Below are 20,117 nucleotides of genomic sequence, written 5' to 3' on the forward strand. Positions count from 1 at the left end.
GATCCTGTGACTGGTCAGATTGTGATTCATGCTGAGGCTGTAGATGCACAAGGTAACGTAGATGTTGCTGATGCAGATGTAACCTTAACAATTGATATAACTCCACAAGACCTGATTACAGCGATTACGGTTCCTGAAGACTTAAATGGCGACGGTATCTTGAATGCTGCAGAACTTGGTACAGACGGTACCTTCAATGCACAAGTGGCGTTGGGACCAGATGCAATCGATGGCACAGTGGTGAATGTTAACGGTACCAACTACACCGTGACAGCAGCTGACCTTGCAAACGGCTTCATTACAGCGACTCTTGCCGCAACAGCAGCAGATCCTGTGACTGGTCAGATTGTGATTCATGCTGAGGCTGTAGATGCACAAGGTAACGTAGATGTTGCTGATGCAGACGTAACGGTAACTCTAGATGTTACTCCACCTGATATCACTACAACTGTGTTAGCAATTGACCCAGTTACTGCTGATAACATCTTGGATGCGACAGAAGCTGGTGGATCAGTGACCTTAACAGGTACATTGACCAACATCCCTACAGATGCAGTAACAACAGGTGTTGTGGTTACTGTAAATGGTGTTGACTATACAGCCACAGTTGATGCCGTAGCAGGTACTTGGACAGTTGATGTAGCTGGTAGTGGTCTTGCAGCAGATTCAGACTTAACTGTTGATGCTACTGCGAAATTCACAGACCTCGCAGGAAACGCTAGTACACTTCAAGATACGCAAACTTATACTCTTGCAAGCTCTATCATTGCTTTCGATAACACTGATACAGCTGTACTTGCTCCTCAACCATTGCTTGTACAAGATGATGCAGCACTAGGAAGCAACACTTATCTAGCACTTGTATCGCTTGCTGGACTTGATTTGCAGTTAGGGTCAGAGTCAATCGGCTTTACAGTGGGTGCTGGTCAAGAAGGCAATGCGACCTTTACTTACAGCGCTTTAATTGGAGTAGATGCATTATCTGATTACTCTCTAGTAGTTCAGAAACTTGACCCAGTAACAGGCCAATGGACTTCGGTCTATGGTGGTGGCCAAGCAGATATTCTTGATCTTACTTTACTAGGTTCAACTCCTGGTGTGGTTCTTGAAGGTCTAGAAGAAGGACAATACCGTGCATTCATGACTTACAACGGTCTTCTAGGTATCGGTTTACTGGGTACCTTAACAGGCACAATGGATGTTTATGACACAACACAAGTAGGTGGATACTACACTGAAGTTGCTGATGGGAATGTGATTACTGATATCAATACCAGTGGTGAAACAGACGTTGTAACCGCTACGACTGTAGTTACAGCGGTAAATGGTCAGCCTGTTACAGCGGTAGATACTGTGATTAATGGGTTGTATGGTACGTTGGTAATCGATCCAGACGGTACATACACTTATACGCCTACTGCAAGTGCAGCAGGTGTAGGTCAAACAGATGTATTTGTCTACACATTAACTGATCCTGTAACTGGTGATACGGCTCAAGCAAACCTCAATATTCAATTGAGCTCTGTGAAAGCAGTGGATAATGTTGTAACTGCAGAGATCAACCCAGAACCGTTGCTAGTTGCAGATGATGTTGCTCTAGGTAGTTCAACTTACCTTGCAGCAGTATCGTTGGCTGGTCTGGACTTACAATTGCTTGGTAACGACGCAATTGAGTTTACTGTTGATCCAAACCGCGAAGGTACAGCAACGTTCACATTCGATGCGATAATCACAGCAGATTTACTCAGTGATTATGCGATTGTTGTTCAGAAATTTGATGAAGCAACAGGACAATGGGTATCAATTGGTGGTACTAACCCAGAAGCATCACTCATCGATCTATCACTTATCGGTGGTACGCCAACAGCTGTACTTGAAGGATTGGATGCTGGTCAGTACCGCGCATTCATCGGATATGAAGGCTTGCTAGGTGTAGGTTTAGGTGGAACATTAACTGGTACGATGGATGTCTACAATCCATACATCGTGGCTAGTTACTCTGTTGAACCGATCTCTGGCAATGTCATCAAAGATGCGAGCCTCACTGGTGAAGTTGATGCAGCAAGCAGCAGTGCTGTGATCTCTCAAGTGAATGGTATTGCGGTTGATCCAGTTGCTGGTGCAACAATCACTGGTACATACGGTACATTGGTGATCGACCAAGATGGCAACTACACTTATACCCCAACTGTAGACGGAGCAAACTTAGGTCAGGTAGATCAATTTACCTACACCTTGCTTGATCCTGTAACAGGTAACACTTCTGAGGCAACACTTTACGTTCGTCTCGATAGTGACAGTGTAGATATGACTTGGAACGATACAGATCCATCTCAACCAGCTGTAATTACTAGTCCGCTTCCAGTAGATGCGATGGATAACGTTGCTTCAGCTGAAATAGACATGGTTTATCCAGTAACGACTGAGGTACTTGATAACGCGATTAGCTACAACTGGTTACTCGGTGTAGGTGGAGTTGTTATCGGTTCTAGAGAAGGAACAGCGACATTTACAGTTGATCCAGGTAATCTGACTGATGCGATTATTGCAGTGAACTTTGGTTCGGTTGCTACGGTTGTCGACGGTTTACATGTGGTATTAACACGAGTAAATCCAGATGGCACTCGTACTGTAGTTGCAGATAGTTCTGATACTGGTGTAATTGACTTGTTAGGTATCTTTGGTTCTGAAGTTCAATTCAAGATTGATAACTTAAGTGCCGGTACTTACGAGTTGTTCATGGAAAGCAACACATTACTTACAGCTCTAGGTAGTGTTACTGCGGATATCACGTTGAATCATGGTGATATCACTCAACCACCTGTACTGGTTGTTGACCCTGTAACTGGTAATGTACTCGCTGATGATAACTCTGCGGTTTACGGTACAAACTATGTGCCGGACTACATTACAACAACTTCAGTAGTAACTGCTGTTACAGCTGAAAATGGTAATACAACTACAGTTGTAGCGGGTACTCCAGCAACGGTTGTAGGCGTATATGGAACTCTGACTATTAATGCAGATGGTACTTATAGTTATCAGGCAACTGCGGATATGGCGAATGTAGGTAAAGTTGATAGCTTTACTTACACAGTGACAGATCCTGTAACTGGTAGAACTGATACCGCTACATTACATGTTCAAGTTGGTTCGCCAGATGTTGATGTCACTTGGAATACAGCAGATCCTTCGGCAGATGCTACGCTTCCAACACCATCTGTAACAGCTGATACAGATGATGCGACAATCAGTATGGAACCAGTGGTAGATCCTGCCGCTTCAGTGGCGAGTGGTGACTTACAATTTGCTCAGATTGGTACTGTTCCAATTGTTGGTACTCCGATCTACGGTACTACGGGTACAGTCACTTCTAGCCAATTTGTAATTGGTGCGAACACTGTTAGTGATGTTCATATACAGTTGAACTACACTGCATCATTAAGCTTATCGGCATTACCAACTGTAGCTTATAAGATTCAGCAGTTTGTAGGCGGTGTATGGGTAGATACGGTTTATTCAGGTTCAGCGACGGCTTTAGCTGGCGTGTTGGGTGCTCCAGCCTACTCGACAGATGTGCCACATCTGTCTGCAGGTACGTACCAAATCGTATTCAACATTAGTGCTCTAGTTGCTATTGGCCAAGTTACTTTAGATACAGTAATTACAACCACAGCGACTCATCTAGACCAATACACACCAGATGGTCAAACCGACTGGATTACTGGTAACGTTCTTACTAATGATGTGGTAGAAGGTACACAGCTCTATGTAATGAACTCAACAACTGGTACTTATGAACTAGCTGCTGGTCAAGGAGTCAATACAGGTGAAGGTACGTTGTATCTATACAATGATGGTTCTTACTTCTACAAACCATTAGACAGCGCTGCAAATGCGACAGTTGATGTGATTGATTACAAGTTAGTTTCGGTGATTGATGGTAGTGAATACACTTCTTCATTGACGATTAACTTGAGTCAAGAGTTGAATAGCCTTGCAGTGAGTACTGCGGCAAATGATACATTTGCTCTTGGTAATGGCTCTGATACCTTGATCTACAACACATTAACAGCTGCAAGCGTAACTAACGCAACTGGTGGTAATACAACAGCTGGTGGTGTAGATGTATGGACTGACTTCCATGTAGGTGACACTGCAACCGATGATCAGGCGGATAAGATTGACTTAAGTAACTTGTTAATTGGTTCTCAAACTAACTTAACAATCGGTCAATATGTAACAGTAAGTTATGATGCTGGTACTCAAACTGCGACAATCAGCGTAGACCGTGATGGTGGATTACTTGTAGAAGGTACTTACACTGAAACACCATTGCTTCAATTGACTAACCTTACTGGTCCAGTCACATTGAATGACTTGATCAACAATGGTCAAATCATTTTTTAATCTGATAAGTGACTTATAAAAAAAAGAGCCTTCGGGCTCTTTTTTTATGTTTAAACAATACGTTAACTTAGCTTTTTATATGTTCATGCTATGATGGATTGAAAACTTTTTAGAACAACAAATAACGGATAGGGACTGATTTCGAGTGACAGCATTTTTAAACTTCCAAAGACAACTGAACCTTTGGTTAGAACATATCGCTCCACATGCTTCCGCTTTTCAGGATGAAACAATTTTATTTATATCTTATGGGCCTAAAGACCAAAGATGTAATGTCTGGCATAGTGAAAAAACAAACTTTTCTCAAGCAAAAATACAATTATTAGCTTTCATTAATGACCAGTTTGCATATGAGTCACTTGTTGATTATATAAAAATTGATGTTGCATATAATTTAACGAAACAAGCTTGGAAAATAGTAGAGCAGCAGGTCCATCATCAATTTCACAACAACCACTACCGTAAAGGTATTGGGTTTGATGAAAAGTGTTCAGTAGCTTTTCTTGAGCAAGAGATTTATGGAAAGGCAATTATACGAGGTTTGAGCTATGACAAACCCAACTTTTTTGATGAAACAAATCTGAATTATGCAATTAAGCAAAAATATAACGCGACTAAACCACAGATTAAACTACAAGAGCTACAAGACATTTGGACTTTTGATACCTACGCAGCATTTTATGAAAATGGGCAATTCATTAATTTAGCGAGTGGTTATGATGCGAATGGTATTAGGGCGATTTCGAGCAATAAGAAACAGCATTTTCAGTCGTTAATTGAAAAAAATTCGGCATTTTTGCATGATCAAATTCAAGAAAATGGCAAATTTATCTATGGCTATTTTTCTGCCTATGATCGAGATATTCGTAACTACAATACGGTACGCCACTGTACCTCGGTGTATGCGTTGCTGGAAACATTTGAAGTGCAGAGTAAACCAGAATATTGGCCCAAGATACATGCTGCTATCCAATATGCATTGACCAACTTTTATAAAGAAAAAGACTCAGAAACTGCTTTCATGATTGATGGTAAAGAAGGGGAATTTGAAATTAAATTAGGTGCCAATTCGGCTGCTATTTTAATGTTAACTAAATATCAAGAAATTACTCAAAAAACTAATTATCAAAAATATGCAGAGAAACTTGCAAATGGTATTTTAAAATTAATAGATTCAAATGGCTCAACAACTCATGTATTAAATTATCCAGATTATGATTTAAAAGAAAAATTCAGAATTATTTATTATGATGGTGAAGCTGCTCTAGCTTTATTAAGGTTATATCAAATTAACCAAGATTCTAGATTATTAGAAACTGTTAAATTAATGTTTGAATGTTTTATTGAAAAGAGATATGAAAAATATCATGACCATTGGTTAAGTTACTGTACAAATGAACTCACTAAAATATGCCCTGAAGATAAATATTTTATTTTTGGTTTAAATAATTATTTAAAACATTTTATTTTTATTCGCAATCGAAAAACGACTTATGCGACTTTACTAGAAATGTTAATGGCTGCTTATAAAATGGTGAACCGTTTAAAAGAGCAGGGGCACACAGCACTTTTCGAGCAAGCTTATATGCCTGAGCTTCAAAAATTAATTGAGTTTAGAGCTGATTTTCAAACGACAGGCTTTTTTTATCCGGAAATGGCGATGTATATGGCTCGGCCAGATAAAATTTTACATGCGTTTTATATTCGTCATGATCGTTTTCGAGTACGGATTGATGACCAAGAGCATAACTTATCAGGTTATATCGCTTACGTAAAAGATTACAAAGGTGATGAGCCATGAAATATCAGCCTGTTGAAATCAAGTTATTAGCACATATCGATACGACAAGTTTCGATGAAGCTTTATGGCAATTCGAATTTGACGATGATATTTCAACACTACTGCTAATTGACTACGCATTAGAGCAATTTCAGCAAAAAAGTGTACAAGCTCAAGATGACTATGTTGTCCCTGAACATCTATCTGAGCAATTAGGTCAGCAAAATCTAGGCTTAAAACCCTCAGAAAGTTATACATTTACCGAGTTATTGCAGTTCTTAATTTTTACTCAAGCAGCAGATGTAAAAGATGCTTTAAGTAATATGCTCTGCGGTACAAATGAGCAAGTATCTTTAATTTTCTCTAAAAGAGCCGCTACCTATAACTTAACCCTAAAAAATGCAGGTACCCAAAATCAGTTAAAGAATTTGTTTTTATTGATCAGAAAAATTTATAGCTATCCCAATGATATAAAAGAACTATTCTTTATAAAAGAGCTGAATTTTCAAGGAAAGTCTTATCTCCCTCAGACACCATTAATGGGACGGAATGTAGTAGAGGTCTTATATCTTACAAACTCATTTAGAAAAATTTATCTGACGTTCTTTGAAGAAAACCAAACGATTGGTTTCTTTTCATTTTTAGATGATATTCATCGTGCTGAGCACTTGATTCCTTACTATCATTGTTTTCAAGCACAGAAGGTACAACCTAAAGTTTGCTCAGCCCCAAGTGGCATTATTAACATTCTAGGCGATACCTACTTTGGGGAAATCTACACTGAAAAGCGCAGGTCAAAGGGTCAAAAAGATGCTATACAACAATATGGATATGACTATTCTTTTAAAAAAATAAAAGCTTTTTTAGGTGATCATGACTTAAATATTGCTAACTTTGAAGCGGTGTTTTCTTTAGAAAACCAATCTCCTTTAGGTCATAAAAAGCCATTTATTCTTAAAGCTGATGCTGAACAAACATTAGCAGCATTCAAAAATATTCACGTTAATCATGTGGTGTTGGCAAATAACCATCTAAAAGACTATGGGGATCGTGGGCTGACCTATACATTACAACAGTTGAATCAGGCTAACATTTCTTATATCGGGGCAGGTGTAAACCAAAAAGATGCTCATAACTACTTTGAACTCTCTTTTGAAAATAAGCGTTATGCTATTTTTAACGGATACTGGCACAGAGATACTGCCTATCTCGATTATGATTTTTATGCTTTAGGTTATAAGAGTGGGGTTGCGTGTTTAAATGGTGTTTTGCTTGAACAAATAGGTCGCTATAGGCTGACTCATCCTGAACATAAAATTATTGTTATTTGCCATTGGGGTGTCGACTTTAAGCCAATTACAAAAGAACAGAGTAAGCTTGCTACCATTCTAACTCAAGCTGGCGCTGACTTGATCATTGGTCATGGTGCTCATACTATTCAACCTGTCCAGATCATTAACCAAAAGCCAGTCGTGTTTGGTATTGGCAATGCTGTGTTTAATAGCAATGGCGAATATGACAAACACAATGCCTTACCTTATGGTTGTATAGCAAGGTTAGATTTGTCAAAAGACTTACTTCGTCTTTATCCAATTTACACCAATAATTTGAAAACATTTTGGCAGCCATATCCAGTCAATGCTGAAGATTTCTTAAAAGCTAGTACTTACATGACATCTTTACTGACCCCTGAAAATTACATCGCTACCCAAGATAATTTAGGAGCATATGTTGAAATTAAATTTTAGGGATATTGTTTGTATGTCGATAAAATAGTTTGAAGTTGTACTGGCGTAAATCCTAAATTTCTTAAGCCACCACTGCCTAATTTACATTCGGCGCTTGCCATGATGTTGGTTGGAGTACGTTTTGTAGCTTTTGGCGCACAAACATGTTTTAGACCAAACACATGTCCCATTTCATGCACGCTACCAGCCTGAATATTATAATTGAGGCGGTTCCAGTCTAATAAAATAAAAGGTTTGCCATTATTACGAAAGGCTCTACTCGTTACATCTTCAAATTTCCATTTGGTCGAATAGGCATCATAAATAAAAACAATCACTTCTTTACTTGCAGTTCGTTTCGGAAAACACGTATTTACACTGGCAGGAATGGTTTCAATCGTAATTGGGTAGGGCTGATTAATCTGTTGTTTTAAATCACAATGTAATTTTGAAAACTCTTCATAAGGAATATAACGATGTAATTTAAATTTAAAAATTTTATTATTTTTATCATCTACATAGTATTTATTTAATATTTTAATTTCCTTACGCATCTGTTGATAATTATCAAACTTTGTAGCTTCTGGAGAGTTGGTTGTAAAAACAAAAGTGACTGGAATAATAGGGCGGCCATCTGTAGAGACTTTAGGTGTTTCTCCTAAAGGAAGAGGAGGGCGTGTAGTACAAGAAACGCATAGTAAAGTGCCAGTAATCACCAGTAATGTTTTTTTCATGCAGATTTCCCTCAAGCCCACCTTGGATTGCATTTAGTTTTGTTCAAAATTTTTTATATGATATGAATGATGTCAATTTTTATGGAGTCCATTTTGACAACTCAGTATGAACTACATCGGCAAATTTTAGAAGTCATTGCTTTGATTCCTTACGGAAAAGTTGCAACCTATGGACAAGTGGCTCGTATGGCAGGATTACCAAAACATGCAAGATTAGTCGGCTATGTTTTGAAACATCTTGAAGTTGATCATCAAGTTCCTTGGTATCGTGTAATTAATTCTCAAGGCAAAATTAGCCTAAGTAAGTTTAATGAAAAAGGTGAAAATATTCAGCAATTAAAACTGGAAGCTGAAGGTGTCTATTTGTTAAATGGTAAAGTTGACTTAAAGCAGTTTGCTTGGCAGCCTTAATATTTATGTTAGAGAGTAAATACACATGCAAAAGAATAATAAATGGTGTAGTGGAGCAGTATTACTTTTAAGTTTGATGGCACAGGTGAGTTATGCTGGAAAGGATATTTCAACTCAACCTTTTATAAATATAAAGGCTTCTCAGCAAGACATAGATTTGATATGCAAGCAACTGAGACAGAAATGCAGTGGTGAAGCTATCCTGTGGAAGGGAAAAAATACGCAAGATTCGATTTATTACCTAATAGATGAAAGTCCACAAATTGTTCAGGTTAAGAAGCAAAATAATCAATATAAAGTAGTTGATCAATGGGACTTTAAAGATTATCAACATCATAATAAAGAGCCTCATACCGATGATTTGGGACCAGATGGATTACAAATCTTTCCAGCTTTATATCCATTAAATAAAAATGGGTTTGCAATCGCAGTAGTTAATAGATGGTTTACTGGTTACTCAGGAGGAGGGCGTTTTGAAGAAAATGCTGATTTTATTAAGCTCAAACCTCATGGGAAGTATCAAGTTGCACTAAAAGATATTGCTTTTTCTTCACGAGAAATGATTCGAGCATGTTTTTCAGAACAAGATTATAAAAAATCGCCCCATTGTCATGATGAGGCATGGATGATACTAAACATTCAATTTAAAGATGTGGGACAACCATATTATTTATGGCAATTAAATTATAAAAATTATTCTTGGGAAGCTTTCAAAAGTAAAAAAACAATAACGGTTGAGCAATCGCGTGAAGAGGTTATGCCTTTTAAGAAATAGAAGCCTATCTTGCTCACTTTAGCCAAACAGGCGTCTCACTTTAGCGAACAATTAACACAGGAATATGGCTTTCCCCTAAAACTTTTTGTGCAACACTTCCCAACACGAGTTTTCGGACTCCCGTGCGGCCATGAGAACCCATGACAATCAGATCTGCATTTAAGTCTTGAGCAGCTTGAATGATTTCCTCATGTACAACAAAGCCTTCCAACAGTTTGGTTTCAACAGTAATGCCTTCGTTGGCAAATTCTTGTTTTGCTTTTTCTAAAATGTCGAGCAAATAAGTTCTTGTACGTTCAATCAACTCATTAGTTTGGCCAGTTTTTACGTAGACATCAGCAATAAATGGATCAAGTGCCATCACTTGTACAACTGTAATTTTGCTATTTAATGCTTTTCCCAGCTTAATGGCCTCTTTCATGGCGACCATAGAAGTTTCAGAACCGTCAATTGGTACTAGAATATGTTGATATAACATGAGTATTTTCCTTATTGTAATGATGCTTATTTATTAATACTTTATACCTATTTTTTGACGATTTAAATTCAAGCACGTAATCATTTGTGATTTTATAACGACAAATTTTGTAGATAAATTTTTATAAATTGCGCAAATTTTCTATATGTGTAGATAAAGCATCAATATCGTCAGTTTGAAGATATTCACGTATTTTCAAAATTTGCTTCTCATCTAAATCATAAAGTTTTAAAGCAAGTAGTTTGTCGATCTGTTCTTGAGGAAAGCGATATTTAATAATTTTCGCAGGCACCCCACCGACAATTGCATAGGGCGGAACATCTTTAGTTACTACGGCTCCAGTGGCGACCACTGCGCCTTCACCTAGTTTGACACCTTGCATAATCATGGCACGGCTACCAACCCAGCAGCCATCAGAAATAACAGTATCACCAGCTGCCAAAAAACTACGAGTATCAAAAGGAAAAGTTGAAATCCAGTCGGGTCTATGAAGCTGATTGCCACCCATCATGATCACGCACTCTGCACCAAAACAAACAAAATTGCCAATATAAAGTTGGTCAATCGGTTTTTTTGGCGTTGAAGCTTTGTCATGTAAATAACGTACTACACAACGTTCAAAGCCTTGATCCCAATAAGCTGAATAATAAGAATAATTTCCCTTAATATGGATATTGGGATTTTTCACAGTTTTGGAAATAAACTCAAACTCGCACCAATGACGAACAGGGGAGCTAATTAACTTTTCAGCCATAAGGGAGATATAAAAAAGGGAATACACTATTATACCGAATTGCGATTCAAGCTGAACCCATAATCTCAGCCCAGCCAGTGAATCGAATATTAAAAGAGGGGCTAATTTGAACTAATTATTATGAGGAATACGTGCAATAACTTTAATCTCAAAATCAAAGCCTGCTAACCAAGTTACGCCCACAGCGGTCCAATTAGGATAAGGCTTTTGTGTAAAGATCTGATTTTTAACTTTCATAATGCTTTCAAACTGCCGTTCTGGATCGGTATGAAAGGTGGTGACATCAATAATTTCATGGAAAGTACAACCAGCTGCTTTCAGTGTCTCTGCTAAGTTCTTAAAAGCTTGGATCACCTGTTTTTCAAAATCAGGTACAGGTGAGCCATCTTCCAAGCTACCAACCTGTCCTGAAACAAAGAGTAAATCTTTCGATTGAATTGCGGCTGAATAACCATGCTGTTCATATAAGGTATGGCGGTCTTTAGGAAATATTGCAGTTCTCATCAGGTTTGTTCTCCTTTAGTATTTAAATACCAATCAGTAAATGTCGCTCAGGTTTCACATACGCCTCGTATGTAAACATAATTGACATACGAGGCGTATGTCAATTAAAATTTTTTGTGATGATTAGCTGGTGAAATACATGTCTGTTCGTGAACAAAAGATGGCGGAAACCCGCAAGAAACTGATTGAAGTAGCACGTCGTGCATTTGCTGAATATGGCTATGCAGATACTTCAATGGATAAACTCACGGCAGAAGCAGGGTTGACCCGTGGGGCGCTGTACCATCATTTTGGTGATAAGCGCGGTTTATTTGCTGCAGTGGTCGATCAAATTGATTCACAGATGGCAGAATATGCCCAGCAGCATTTAGAGCAGCCTGATGATCTTTGGGAAGGATTGCTACTTGAAGGGCAGACCTATATTCAAAATGCTTTAAATCCTGAGTTTCAGCGTATTGTGTTACGTGATGGACCTGCCGTGCTGGGCGATCCAGCGCATTGGCCAAGTCAAAACAGATGTCTGCAGTCTACCCGTAAGTGCGTTGAACAGCTATTGACAGCAGAACAAATTAAAATTGTAGACCCAGAAGCGGCAGCAGTGCTTTTAAATGGGGCTGCCATGAACGCAGCATTATGGGTAGCTTCTAGTGAATATCCTGAACAGGTACTTCCTGAAGCCTTAAATGCCTTTAAAATCTTTGCATCAGGCTTTTTAAAAATGCATAGTGAACTTTTTTAATAATTGTTTGAAATATAAAAAACCCCTCAATTGAGGGGTTTTATAGTTTCAGTATATCTATTTATAAATTAAAGATATTCTACACTTACGATTTCATATTCCACTTCGCCTTGAGGAGTAACGATTTTTACTTCATCACCTTCACTCTTGCTCAAAAGGCCACGTGCGATTGGTGAGTTCACTGAGATTTTATTGATTTTAAAATCAGCTTCATCATCACCAACAATTTTATAAGTCTTGCGTTCTTCAGTATCAAGGTTTTCAATCGTTACCGTAACACCGAATACAACACGACCGTTTTGTTCTAAGTCCTTAACATCGATGACTTGTGAAGCACCCAATTTTCCTTCGATATCTTGGATGCGTCCTTCACAGAAACCTTGCTGTTCACGAGCAGCATGGTATTCTGCATTTTCTTTTAAGTCCCCATGTTCACGTGCTTCAGCAATTGCTTGAGTAATACGTGGACGTTCAACAGATTTCAGATGTTGTAATTCTTTCTCTAAGGCGATTTTACCTTCAGGGGTCATTGGATAACGTTGCATTTCGGTCCCTCTTAAGTTGAGAAAACACAGTTAAAAAAATGAAAAAATCCCGCCACCGATAAGGTGACGGGACTTATCGGTAAAAAAATTAACCTACAGTTAAATCTTGCAAGCGGTATACATCCATTGGCAATTTCACAGCAAAGGCTTGGCAAACAGCTTCTGCGCCATTGATAGTCGTTGTGTAATACACTTTGCCTTGTAGGGCAGCACGACGAATCATTGCAGAGTCATATTGAGCCTGTTTACCTTCAGTGGTATTGACAATAAGGTGTATTTCACCATTTTTCAAGCGGTCAACAATATGTGGACGACCTTCAGTAACTTTATTTACAGATTCACATTCTAAACCTGCTTCTTTAAGCACTTGGTAAGTACCACCTGTTGCAACAAGCTTGAAGCCATATTCAACTAATTTCTTAGCGATATCAGCGATATATTTCTTGTCAGATTCACGTACTGATAAGAAAGCATGTTTTACTTCGCCTTCAGTTGGTAAACCAGGTAAGCGTTCATTTGAGCCTAAAACAGCTTTATAGAATGCTTCACCAAATGTTTTACCTACGCCCATCACTTCACCTGTAGATTTCATCTCAGGTCCAAGCATAGGGTCTACGCCTTGGAATTTAGCGAATGGGAAAACGGCTTCCTTCACAGCAAAATGAGTTGGAATGATTTCTTTAGTAAATCCTTGAGATTCAAGAGATTGACCTGCCATACAACGCGCAGCAACTTTCGCTAAAGAATCACCAATACACTTCGATACGAATGGAACTGTACGTGAAGCACGTGGGTTAACTTCTAGAACGTAAATATCGTCACCTTTTACAGCGAACTGAACGTTCATCAAGCCAACAACGCCAAGTTCTTTTGCCATCGCAATCGTTTGACGACGCATTTCATCCTGAATTTCTTTTGATAAAGAATAAGGAGGAATCGAACATGCAGAGTCACCTGAGTGAATACCAGCTTGTTCAATATGCTGCATGATACCGCCGATCACAACGTCTTTACCGTCAGATACACAGTCAACATCAACTTCAGTTGCGTCATCTAGGAAACGGTCAAGAAGAACAGGGGCTTCATTAGATGCTTGAACTGCTTCACGAAGGTAACGTTTAAGTTCTTCTTCGTTATATACGATTTCCATTGCACGACCACCTAATACATAAGATGGGCGAACAACAAGCGGATAACCTACTTTTGCAGCTTCAGAGATACCTTCTTCAGCAGATTTTACAATGCTGTTGTTTGGTTGACGAAGCTGTAAACGTTGAATCATTTGTTGGAAACGTTCACGGTCTTCAGCACGGTCAATCGCATCTGGTGATGTACCGATAATTGGAGTACCTGCTTCTTCTAAAGCACGTGCCAATTTAAGCGGAGTTTGACCACCGTACTGTACGATTACGCCTTTAGGCTTCTCTGTACGTACGATTTCAAGTACATCTTCAAGTGTTACAGGCTCGAAGTATAGACGGTCAGATGTGTCATAGTCGGTAGAAACAGTTTCAGGGTTACAGTTCACCATGATTGTTTCGTAACCGTCTTCACGCATAGCTAATGCAGCGTGTACACAGCAGTAGTCAAATTCGATACCTTGACCAATACGGTTTGGACCACCACCAATGACCATGATCTTGTCACGGTTTGATGGATTTGCTTCACATTCTTCATCGTAAGTTGAATACATGTATGCAGTACCAGACTCAAACTCTGCTGCACATGTATCAACACGTTTGTAAACTGGATAAACACCCAAGTTCCAACGTTGTTTACGGAATTGCTTTTGTGAAATGCCCATGAGGTGAGCAATACGAAGGTCAGATAAACCTTTACGCTTGAACGAACGGATGTTGTCAGCGTTTAAGTCACCAAAACCTAAAGTTTTCACTTGAGCTTCAGTTTTAACGATGTCTTGAATCTGAATAAGGAACCAACGGTCAATTTTAGTTGCTTCGAAAACTTCATCTAAAGAGAAACCATGACGGAAAGCGTCCGCTACATACCAGATACGCTCAGGACCCGGAACTTTAAGTTCTTTTAGAATAATTTCTTTTGCATTTGTTGCACCAGCTTCGATTTTTTCATCAAAACCGCTTACACCAACTTCAAGACCACGTAATGCTTTTTGTACAGATTCTTGGAAGTTACGGCCAATTGCCATCACTTCACCAACAGATTTCATCTGAGTGGTAAGAACTGGTTCAGCTTGCGGGAATTTCTCGAAGTTAAAACGAGGAATTTTCGTTACAACATAGTCAATTGATGGTTCGAAGCTTGCAGGAGTTACGCCACCAGTGATGTCATTTTTCAATTCATCAAGAGTATAACCAACAGCAAGTTTTGCTGCGATTTTAGCAATCGGGAAACCTGTTGCTTTAGAAGCAAGTGCAGATGAACGAGATACACGAGGGTTCATCTCGATAACAACCATACGGCCGTCTTTCGGGTTAATACCGAACTGAACGTTAGAACCACCTGTCTCAACACCAATTTCACGAAGAACTGCAACCGAAGCGTTACGCATCAATTGGTATTCTTTGTCAGTTAATGTCTGAGCTGGTGCTACAGTGATTGAGTCACCAGTGTGTACGCCCATTGGGTCGAAGTTTTCGATCGCACATACGATAATACAGTTGTCATTTTTGTCACGAACAACTTCCATTTCGTACTCTTTCCAACCAATTAAAGATTCATCGATCAATAACTGGTGAGTAGGAGAGAGATCAAAACCACGTTCACAAATCTCAAGGAATTCTTCACGGTTATATGCAATACCGCCACCCGAACCACCCATTGTGAATGATGGACGGATAATTACCGGGAAACCAAAGCGTGACTGGATTTCTAAAGCTTCTTCCATTGTTTCAGCAATGGCAGCTTTTGGACATTCCAAGCCAATTTTACGCATAGCGATATCGAAGAGTTTACGATCTTCGGCTTTCTCAATTGCGTCTTTAGTTGCACCAATTAATTCAACATTATATTTCTCAAGAACGCCGTGCTCATCAAGTGCAAGAGCACAGTTCAACGCAGTTTGGCCACCCATAGTTGGCAATACTGCATCTGGACGTTCTTTTTCAATAATCTGTGCAACTGTTTGCCAAGTAATTGGCTCAATATAAGTTGCATCAGCCATTGAAGGGTCTGTCATAATGGTTGCTGGGTTAGAGTTAACCAAAATAACACGGTAGCCTTCTTCACGAAGCGCTTTACACGCTTGAGCACCTGAGTAGTCAAACTCACATGCCTGACCAATCACAATCGGGCCAGCACCAATAATTAAGATGCTTTTAATATCCGTACGTTTAGGCATTATTCGCTCCTTAATTACTGTTTAGATGCTTCGATAAGTTCGATGAAATGATCGAACAATGGGGCACAATCATGTGGACCAGGGCTTGCTTCAGGGTGACCTTGGAAGCTGAAAGCTGGTTTGTCTGTACGATGAATCCCTTGTAAGGTGCCATCGAACAATGATTTATGCGTTGCTTTTAAGTTAGCCGGTAAAGTTTCAGCATCTACAGCGAAACCATGGTTTTGTGAAGTAATCATCACTGTACCATCTTCAAGATTTTGTACAGGGTGGTTAGCACCGTGGTGACCATGGTTCATTTTTACAGTTTTTGCACCAGAAGCGAGTGCCAAGATTTGGTGGCCTAAGCAAATACCAAATACAGGTAATGTTGTGGTTTCAACAATAGTTTTTACAGCTTCGATTGCATAATCACAAGCAGCTGGATCGCCAGGGCCATTTGAAAGGAATACGCCATCCGGATTAAGTGCCAATACTTTTTCAGCCGGAGTTTCTGCAGGTACAACGGTTAATTTGCAACCGCGGTCTGCAAGCATACGCAAGATGTTGGTTTTGACACCGTAATCGTATGCAACTACATGATATTTTAATTCAGGTTGAGAGAAGCCTTGGCCTAGAGTCCATGAACCTTCAGACCATTCAAAACCAGTTGGATCACAACATTCTTTTGCAAGGTCTAAACCGTTTAAGCCACCAAAAGCACGAGCTTTGGCAATTGCTTCTTCTTCAGTAATATTTTCGCCAGCAAGGATGCAACCATTTTGTGCACCTTTGTCACGCAAAATACGTGTTAATTTACGTGTATCAATATCCGCGATTGCAACAACATTGTGTTCTTGCAAATATTCACTCAAAGACTGCTCAGCACGGAAGTTACTGTGTAGTAGAGGAAGGTCACGAATAATTAAACCATTCGCCCATACTTTATGGATACGACCAGATTCAACGTCTTCTGCGTTGCAGCCAGTGTTTCCGATATGAGGGTAAGTTAATGTCACAATTTGTTGTGCATAACTTGGGTCAGTCAAAATTTCTTGATAGCCTGTCATGGCTGTGTTAAAAACGACTTCTCCAGTCGTACTTCCCGTTGCGCCGATTGACGTTCCTTTAAAGATCGTTCCATCTGCGAGGGCTAAAATGGCGGGGGTGCTCAAACCAAAGCTCCTGAATTTCGGCTGTAAAAAAGCGAGTAGACCCAAAAAAGATAGGCGATGTTGTGATAAAACATGCCCCTCCCTATCGGTCTGCTCGCTTGTAACTTAACAGCGCATTATACGCATGGAACCTCAAAAAGTCTATTTATTTTCTGCTAAAAAACATAATTCATTGCTTGATTTTTACAAAAAAATTATCTGCTCATCCGAATCAGTTACTTTTGATAAATTGTCTAACAATTTGCTGGCTGAATTTTTAGAACTGGATTTATTGTATTGCTAGTTAAAAAATAAACAATATGAGGAAATAGCATGAGTAATGATCAAGTTTCAAAAGATGTGAGCGAGAAAGCTCAAGCAGTAGTTGATTCGGTAAAAGCTGAGGTGAATGAAGTGAAAGAAACCGTAGCTGCTACTACAACTAAAGCGAAAAGAACAGTAACTGCTAAAACTGCGCAAGTAAAAGAAAGTGTTACCGAGAAAACTGAGCAGATTAAAGAAGTTGCTACAGAAGCGAAAACTCAGGTGAAAGAAGCTATCACTGAAACTCAAGAGCAGGTCAAAGAAGTTTTAAGTGAAACTCAAGAAAAAATTGAAGCTGAAACTCATGAGTTAAACAAGAATATTCAAAATCAATTTGTTCAAATTAAACAAGATATTCTACAACGTCTTGATGTGATTAAAGCTCAGTTTAGCACCTCACAAGAAGGACTATCTGAACTTAAAAATGCTTTGAAAGCAGAAATTAACGCACTTATCGAAGATTTGACTAAAGTCAGTAAAGAACTTAAAGGTGATATTAGCCAGATTTCTTTGAAGCACAAAGATTCTTTAAGTGAAAGTATTAAGCGTACTAAAAATAATGCAGTTGAAGCTTGGAATAAAGCAAGAGATAACTAATGATCTTAGCTTTTAGCTAGCTATAAAAAAACGAGAATTAATTTCTCGCTTTTTTACTTTTAAAACTGATGTAACCAGTCACGCTTATTATGGAAATCTGCACTTTTTCCACTATGCTGCATTGCATAGTACTGCATACCTTCTTTGGTTTTTAAAACTGCAGTTAAACCTAAATAAAGGTTTGCCCATTTCAAGCGATGCTGTTGCATAAATTGTCCCAAATCAAGACTAACATTTAAGCCATAATGAGTACGCTTGAGATGGTTCAGTTCGATATCGTAAGCAGCAAGGGGAGGCATACTTTCTGGATAGCGATATTCTTCAAACTGATAAGACTGCCATGATTGAGAAGGGGAAAGGTTAATTTCCCGATAATAATCTTCATCATGCACGCCAACAAAAATTTCGAAACAAGTTTCTTCCCACAAAAAATCCTGACGAGGATGAGCCGCGACTTCTTGGGGCCAGACAATGAGTTGATTTGGATCACGAATCCAAAAACCGACATTTAAGGTGTGCGGTGCTTGCTGTTCAATTGCACCAACAACAGAAACAGCATGAAAACGATCAAAAGCTGAAAGTTCGTAACTTGCCATAGTTTGTCAAATCAACTTAGTTTGCTAAATGAGCGTGGCGAACAAGATTAGACAAATGCTGGTTTTGCTTAGCTGCTTTTTTGTAAAGTAAAACAATTTTACCAATCTTTTGCACAGCTTCTGCGCCAGTCGCTTCTACAATTGCATCAATTACAGCAGTACGTGCTTCACGGTCTTCACCAGCAACTTTAACTTTGATAAGTTCGTGGTCGTTTAAAGCACGAAGAGTTTCTTCGATAACAGCATCTGTTAAGCCTTGTCCACCAATCATGACAACCGGATTAAGCACATGACCAATTTGACGTAAACGTTTACGTTCATGGATAGATAAAGCGGCCATTAAAAATACCTGATTTTAAAAACGACTTAGTATAGCAAAAAACTTAAATTCAGATGTACGAAAAACTGTATAAATAATCGATCAACATTATTGGAAAAAAACTGTAAAACTTGGTGAGATTACGCTACATCCGTACTGTAATGAGAGTAATTTTCACGTACAATGAACGATCAGAAGTTTTTTTGATATTTAGTGAGTTATGGCAACACGCATTACAAACCAGAAATTGTCGAAAAGTAGTCGTGCGTGGATGAGGGAACATCTAGACGATCCTTTTGTAAAAAAAGCACAAAAGGAAGGGTATCGTGCGCGAGCAGCATATAAACTTCTTGAAATCCAAGAAAAATATAAGTTGATCAAGCCAGGCATGACGGTAGTCGATTTGGGGGCAGCTCCTGGTAGCTGGTCTCAAATTGCTGGAAAACTTGTGGGTAGCAAAGGTTTAGTGATTGCTTCCGATATTTTGCCCATGGATGCTTTGCCTGATGTCACTTTCTTACAAGGCGACTTTAGAGAAGAAGCTGTATTTGAAAAATTGTTAAATATTTTAAATGGGCGACAAGTAGACATTGTAATTTCTGATATGGCCCCCAATACATCAGGTAATAGGGCTGTTGATCAACCTAGACAGATTTACTTATGTGAACTGGCTTTAGATTTTGCTCAAAAGGTTCTTGGTCCTAATGGACAGTTTGTGGTTAAAGTGTTCCAAGGCGCAGGATTCGATGAGTTTCGTAAACAAGTGGTTGATAGTTTTGCTGTGTTAAAGACAGCAAAACCAGCAGCTTCTCGGGCGCGCTCTAAAGAAGTTTTTTTGGTTGGACAAGGGCGTAAGAAAGCATTGCAATAAAGTTTACTTGCCAAGCTCCTAAAAATTGTGCATTTTGTACTTTTAGGTTATCCGCAAGCAATACAGTTGCTGTTTTTATGACGATCAGCCAAGATTGGGCA

Annotated in this window: 18 protein-coding genes; 9 read left to right on the plus strand and 9 right to left on the minus strand. The window is 39.0% G+C overall.

Annotated features, from left to right (window positions below; genetic code table 11):
- The 3 genes from RMB06_RS01180 to RMB06_RS01190 all read left to right on the plus strand — a co-directional run.
- A partial coding sequence (locus RMB06_RS01180; RefSeq protein WP_311077895.1) for a BapA/Bap/LapF family large adhesin occupies window positions 1-4,410 on the plus strand: 4,410 nt, incomplete at its 5' end.
- Window positions 4,411-4,555: 145 nt separating this feature from the next.
- On the plus strand, window positions 4,556-6,211 hold the full coding sequence (locus RMB06_RS01185) for a poly alpha-glucosyltransferase (RefSeq protein WP_311077896.1): 1,656 nt from the start codon (window positions 4,556-4,558) through the stop codon (window positions 6,209-6,211).
- Entirely contained in the window at window positions 6,208-7,938 is a 1,731-nt protein-coding gene (locus tag RMB06_RS01190; RefSeq protein ID WP_311077897.1) for a CapA family protein, read from the plus strand. Before RMB06_RS01185 ends, RMB06_RS01190 begins: the two co-directional genes overlap by 4 nt.
- On the opposite strand, the gene RMB06_RS01195 is transcribed toward RMB06_RS01190, so the two are convergent.
- Window positions 7,935-8,651, minus strand: a complete 717-nt coding sequence (locus RMB06_RS01195) for a hypothetical protein (RefSeq protein WP_002115569.1) — start codon at window positions 8,649-8,651, stop codon at window positions 7,935-7,937. The genes RMB06_RS01190 and RMB06_RS01195 overlap by 4 nt on opposite strands.
- 81 nt (window positions 8,652-8,732) lie before the next feature.
- Here RMB06_RS01195 and RMB06_RS01200 point away from each other — a divergent pair, with 81 nt between their 5' ends.
- Entirely contained in the window at window positions 8,733-9,062 is a 330-nt protein-coding gene (locus RMB06_RS01200; protein WP_078224328.1) for an MGMT family protein, read from the plus strand.
- 25 nt (window positions 9,063-9,087) lie between these two features.
- Window positions 9,088-9,837, plus strand: coding sequence for a hypothetical protein (locus RMB06_RS01205; RefSeq protein WP_174725841.1), 750 nt, complete (start codon window positions 9,088-9,090; stop codon window positions 9,835-9,837).
- A 40-nt stretch (window positions 9,838-9,877) separates the two neighbouring features.
- On the opposite strand, the gene RMB06_RS01210 is transcribed toward RMB06_RS01205, so the two are convergent.
- The 3 genes from RMB06_RS01210 to RMB06_RS01220 all read right to left on the minus strand — a co-directional run bounded on the left by RMB06_RS01210 (window position 9,878) and on the right by RMB06_RS01220 (window position 11,573).
- Window positions 9,878-10,315, minus strand: a complete 438-nt coding sequence (locus RMB06_RS01210; protein ID WP_004790445.1) for a universal stress protein — start codon at window positions 10,313-10,315, stop codon at window positions 9,878-9,880.
- A 121-nt stretch (window positions 10,316-10,436) separates the two neighbouring features.
- Window positions 10,437-11,069 carry a CatB-related O-acetyltransferase gene (locus RMB06_RS01215; RefSeq protein WP_311077898.1) on the minus strand — a complete coding sequence of 211 codons (633 nt, stop codon included), beginning with the start codon at window positions 11,067-11,069 and terminating at the stop codon, window positions 10,437-10,439.
- A 111-nt stretch (window positions 11,070-11,180) separates the two neighbouring features.
- Entirely contained in the window at window positions 11,181-11,573 is a 393-nt protein-coding gene (locus RMB06_RS01220) for a RidA family protein (RefSeq protein ID WP_311077899.1), read from the minus strand.
- Between the two features lie 139 nt (window positions 11,574-11,712).
- Between RMB06_RS01220 and RMB06_RS01225 the strand changes: the two genes are divergently transcribed.
- A complete protein-coding gene (locus RMB06_RS01225; RefSeq protein ID WP_060464903.1) occupies window positions 11,713-12,312 on the plus strand; it encodes a TetR/AcrR family transcriptional regulator in 600 nt (199 codons plus the stop codon).
- Window positions 12,313-12,380: 68 nt separating this feature from the next.
- On the opposite strand, the gene greA is transcribed toward RMB06_RS01225, so the two are convergent.
- From greA to carA, 3 genes are all read right to left on the minus strand, one after another.
- Window positions 12,381-12,857 (minus strand): transcription elongation factor GreA, encoded by a 477-nt coding sequence (gene greA / locus RMB06_RS01230; RefSeq protein WP_002115570.1) that lies wholly within the window; start codon window positions 12,855-12,857, stop codon window positions 12,381-12,383.
- 88 nt (window positions 12,858-12,945) lie between these two features.
- Window positions 12,946-16,176: a carbamoyl-phosphate synthase large subunit gene (carB, locus tag RMB06_RS01235; RefSeq protein ID WP_005067595.1), complete on the minus strand. Its 3,231-nt coding sequence runs from the start codon at window positions 16,174-16,176 to the stop codon at window positions 12,946-12,948.
- A gap of 14 nt (window positions 16,177-16,190) precedes the next feature.
- Window positions 16,191-17,330 (minus strand): glutamine-hydrolyzing carbamoyl-phosphate synthase small subunit, encoded by a 1,140-nt coding sequence (gene carA / locus RMB06_RS01240; protein ID WP_005067597.1) that lies wholly within the window; start codon window positions 17,328-17,330, stop codon window positions 16,191-16,193.
- Between the two features lie 124 nt (window positions 17,331-17,454).
- Here carA and RMB06_RS01245 point away from each other — a divergent pair, with 124 nt between their 5' ends.
- Window positions 17,455-17,613, plus strand: coding sequence for a hypothetical protein (locus tag RMB06_RS01245; RefSeq protein WP_311077900.1), 159 nt, complete (start codon window positions 17,455-17,457; stop codon window positions 17,611-17,613).
- 29 nt (window positions 17,614-17,642) lie between these two features.
- Window positions 17,643-18,230, plus strand: coding sequence for a hypothetical protein (locus tag RMB06_RS01250; protein WP_130119559.1), 588 nt, complete (start codon window positions 17,643-17,645; stop codon window positions 18,228-18,230).
- Between the two features lie 59 nt (window positions 18,231-18,289).
- Here RMB06_RS01250 and RMB06_RS01255 read toward each other — a convergent pair whose 3' ends face one another.
- Together RMB06_RS01255 and yhbY are read right to left on the minus strand one after the other, a co-directional pair.
- Entirely contained in the window at window positions 18,290-18,826 is a 537-nt protein-coding gene (locus RMB06_RS01255; protein ID WP_069037068.1) for a DOMON-like domain-containing protein, read from the minus strand.
- A gap of 16 nt (window positions 18,827-18,842) precedes the next feature.
- Window positions 18,843-19,166, minus strand: coding sequence for a ribosome assembly RNA-binding protein YhbY (gene yhbY, locus RMB06_RS01260; protein ID WP_002115576.1), 324 nt, complete (start codon window positions 19,164-19,166; stop codon window positions 18,843-18,845).
- 199 nt (window positions 19,167-19,365) lie between these two features.
- Between yhbY and rlmE the strand changes: the two genes are divergently transcribed.
- Window positions 19,366-20,016 (plus strand): 23S rRNA (uridine(2552)-2'-O)-methyltransferase RlmE, encoded by a 651-nt coding sequence (gene rlmE, locus RMB06_RS01265; RefSeq protein WP_311077901.1) that lies wholly within the window; start codon window positions 19,366-19,368, stop codon window positions 20,014-20,016.
- Window positions 20,017-20,117: the final 101 nt, after the last annotated feature.

The sequence above is a fragment of the Acinetobacter sp. V104_13 genome (assembly GCF_031798995.1).
GTDB lineage: Bacteria > Pseudomonadota > Gammaproteobacteria > Pseudomonadales > Moraxellaceae > Acinetobacter > Acinetobacter pittii.

Excerpts from the sequence above, each read along its gene's own strand:
- RMB06_RS01250 (WP_130119559.1), top strand. The coding sequence starts at position 17,643 with ATGAGTAATGATCAAGTTTCAAAAGATGTGAGCGAGAAAGCTCAAGCA.
- RMB06_RS01205 (WP_174725841.1), top strand. The coding sequence starts at position 9,088 with ATGCAAAAGAATAATAAATGGTGTAGTGGAGCAGTATTACTTTTAAGT.
- carB (WP_005067595.1), bottom strand. The coding sequence starts at position 16,176 with ATGCCTAAACGTACGGATATTAAAAGCATCTTAATTATTGGTGCTGGC.
- RMB06_RS01210 (WP_004790445.1), bottom strand. The coding sequence starts at position 10,315 with ATGTTATATCAACATATTCTAGTACCAATTGACGGTTCTGAAACTTCT.
- greA (WP_002115570.1), bottom strand. The coding sequence starts at position 12,857 with ATGCAACGTTATCCAATGACCCCTGAAGGTAAAATCGCCTTAGAGAAA.
- RMB06_RS01200 (WP_078224328.1), top strand. The coding sequence starts at position 8,733 with ATGGAGTCCATTTTGACAACTCAGTATGAACTACATCGGCAAATTTTA.
- RMB06_RS01255 (WP_069037068.1), bottom strand. The coding sequence starts at position 18,826 with ATGGCAAGTTACGAACTTTCAGCTTTTGATCGTTTTCATGCTGTTTCT.
- RMB06_RS01190 (WP_311077897.1), top strand. The coding sequence starts at position 6,208 with ATGAAATATCAGCCTGTTGAAATCAAGTTATTAGCACATATCGATACG.
- RMB06_RS01195 (WP_002115569.1), bottom strand. The coding sequence starts at position 8,651 with ATGAAAAAAACATTACTGGTGATTACTGGCACTTTACTATGCGTTTCT.
- RMB06_RS01215 (WP_311077898.1), bottom strand. The coding sequence starts at position 11,069 with ATGGCTGAAAAGTTAATTAGCTCCCCTGTTCGTCATTGGTGCGAGTTT.
- RMB06_RS01220 (WP_311077899.1), bottom strand. The coding sequence starts at position 11,573 with ATGAGAACTGCAATATTTCCTAAAGACCGCCATACCTTATATGAACAG.
- yhbY (WP_002115576.1), bottom strand. The coding sequence starts at position 19,166 with ATGGCCGCTTTATCTATCCATGAACGTAAACGTTTACGTCAAATTGGT.
- rlmE (WP_311077901.1), top strand. The coding sequence starts at position 19,366 with ATGGCAACACGCATTACAAACCAGAAATTGTCGAAAAGTAGTCGTGCG.
- RMB06_RS01245 (WP_311077900.1), top strand. The coding sequence starts at position 17,455 with ATGGAACCTCAAAAAGTCTATTTATTTTCTGCTAAAAAACATAATTCA.
- RMB06_RS01225 (WP_060464903.1), top strand. The coding sequence starts at position 11,713 with ATGTCTGTTCGTGAACAAAAGATGGCGGAAACCCGCAAGAAACTGATT.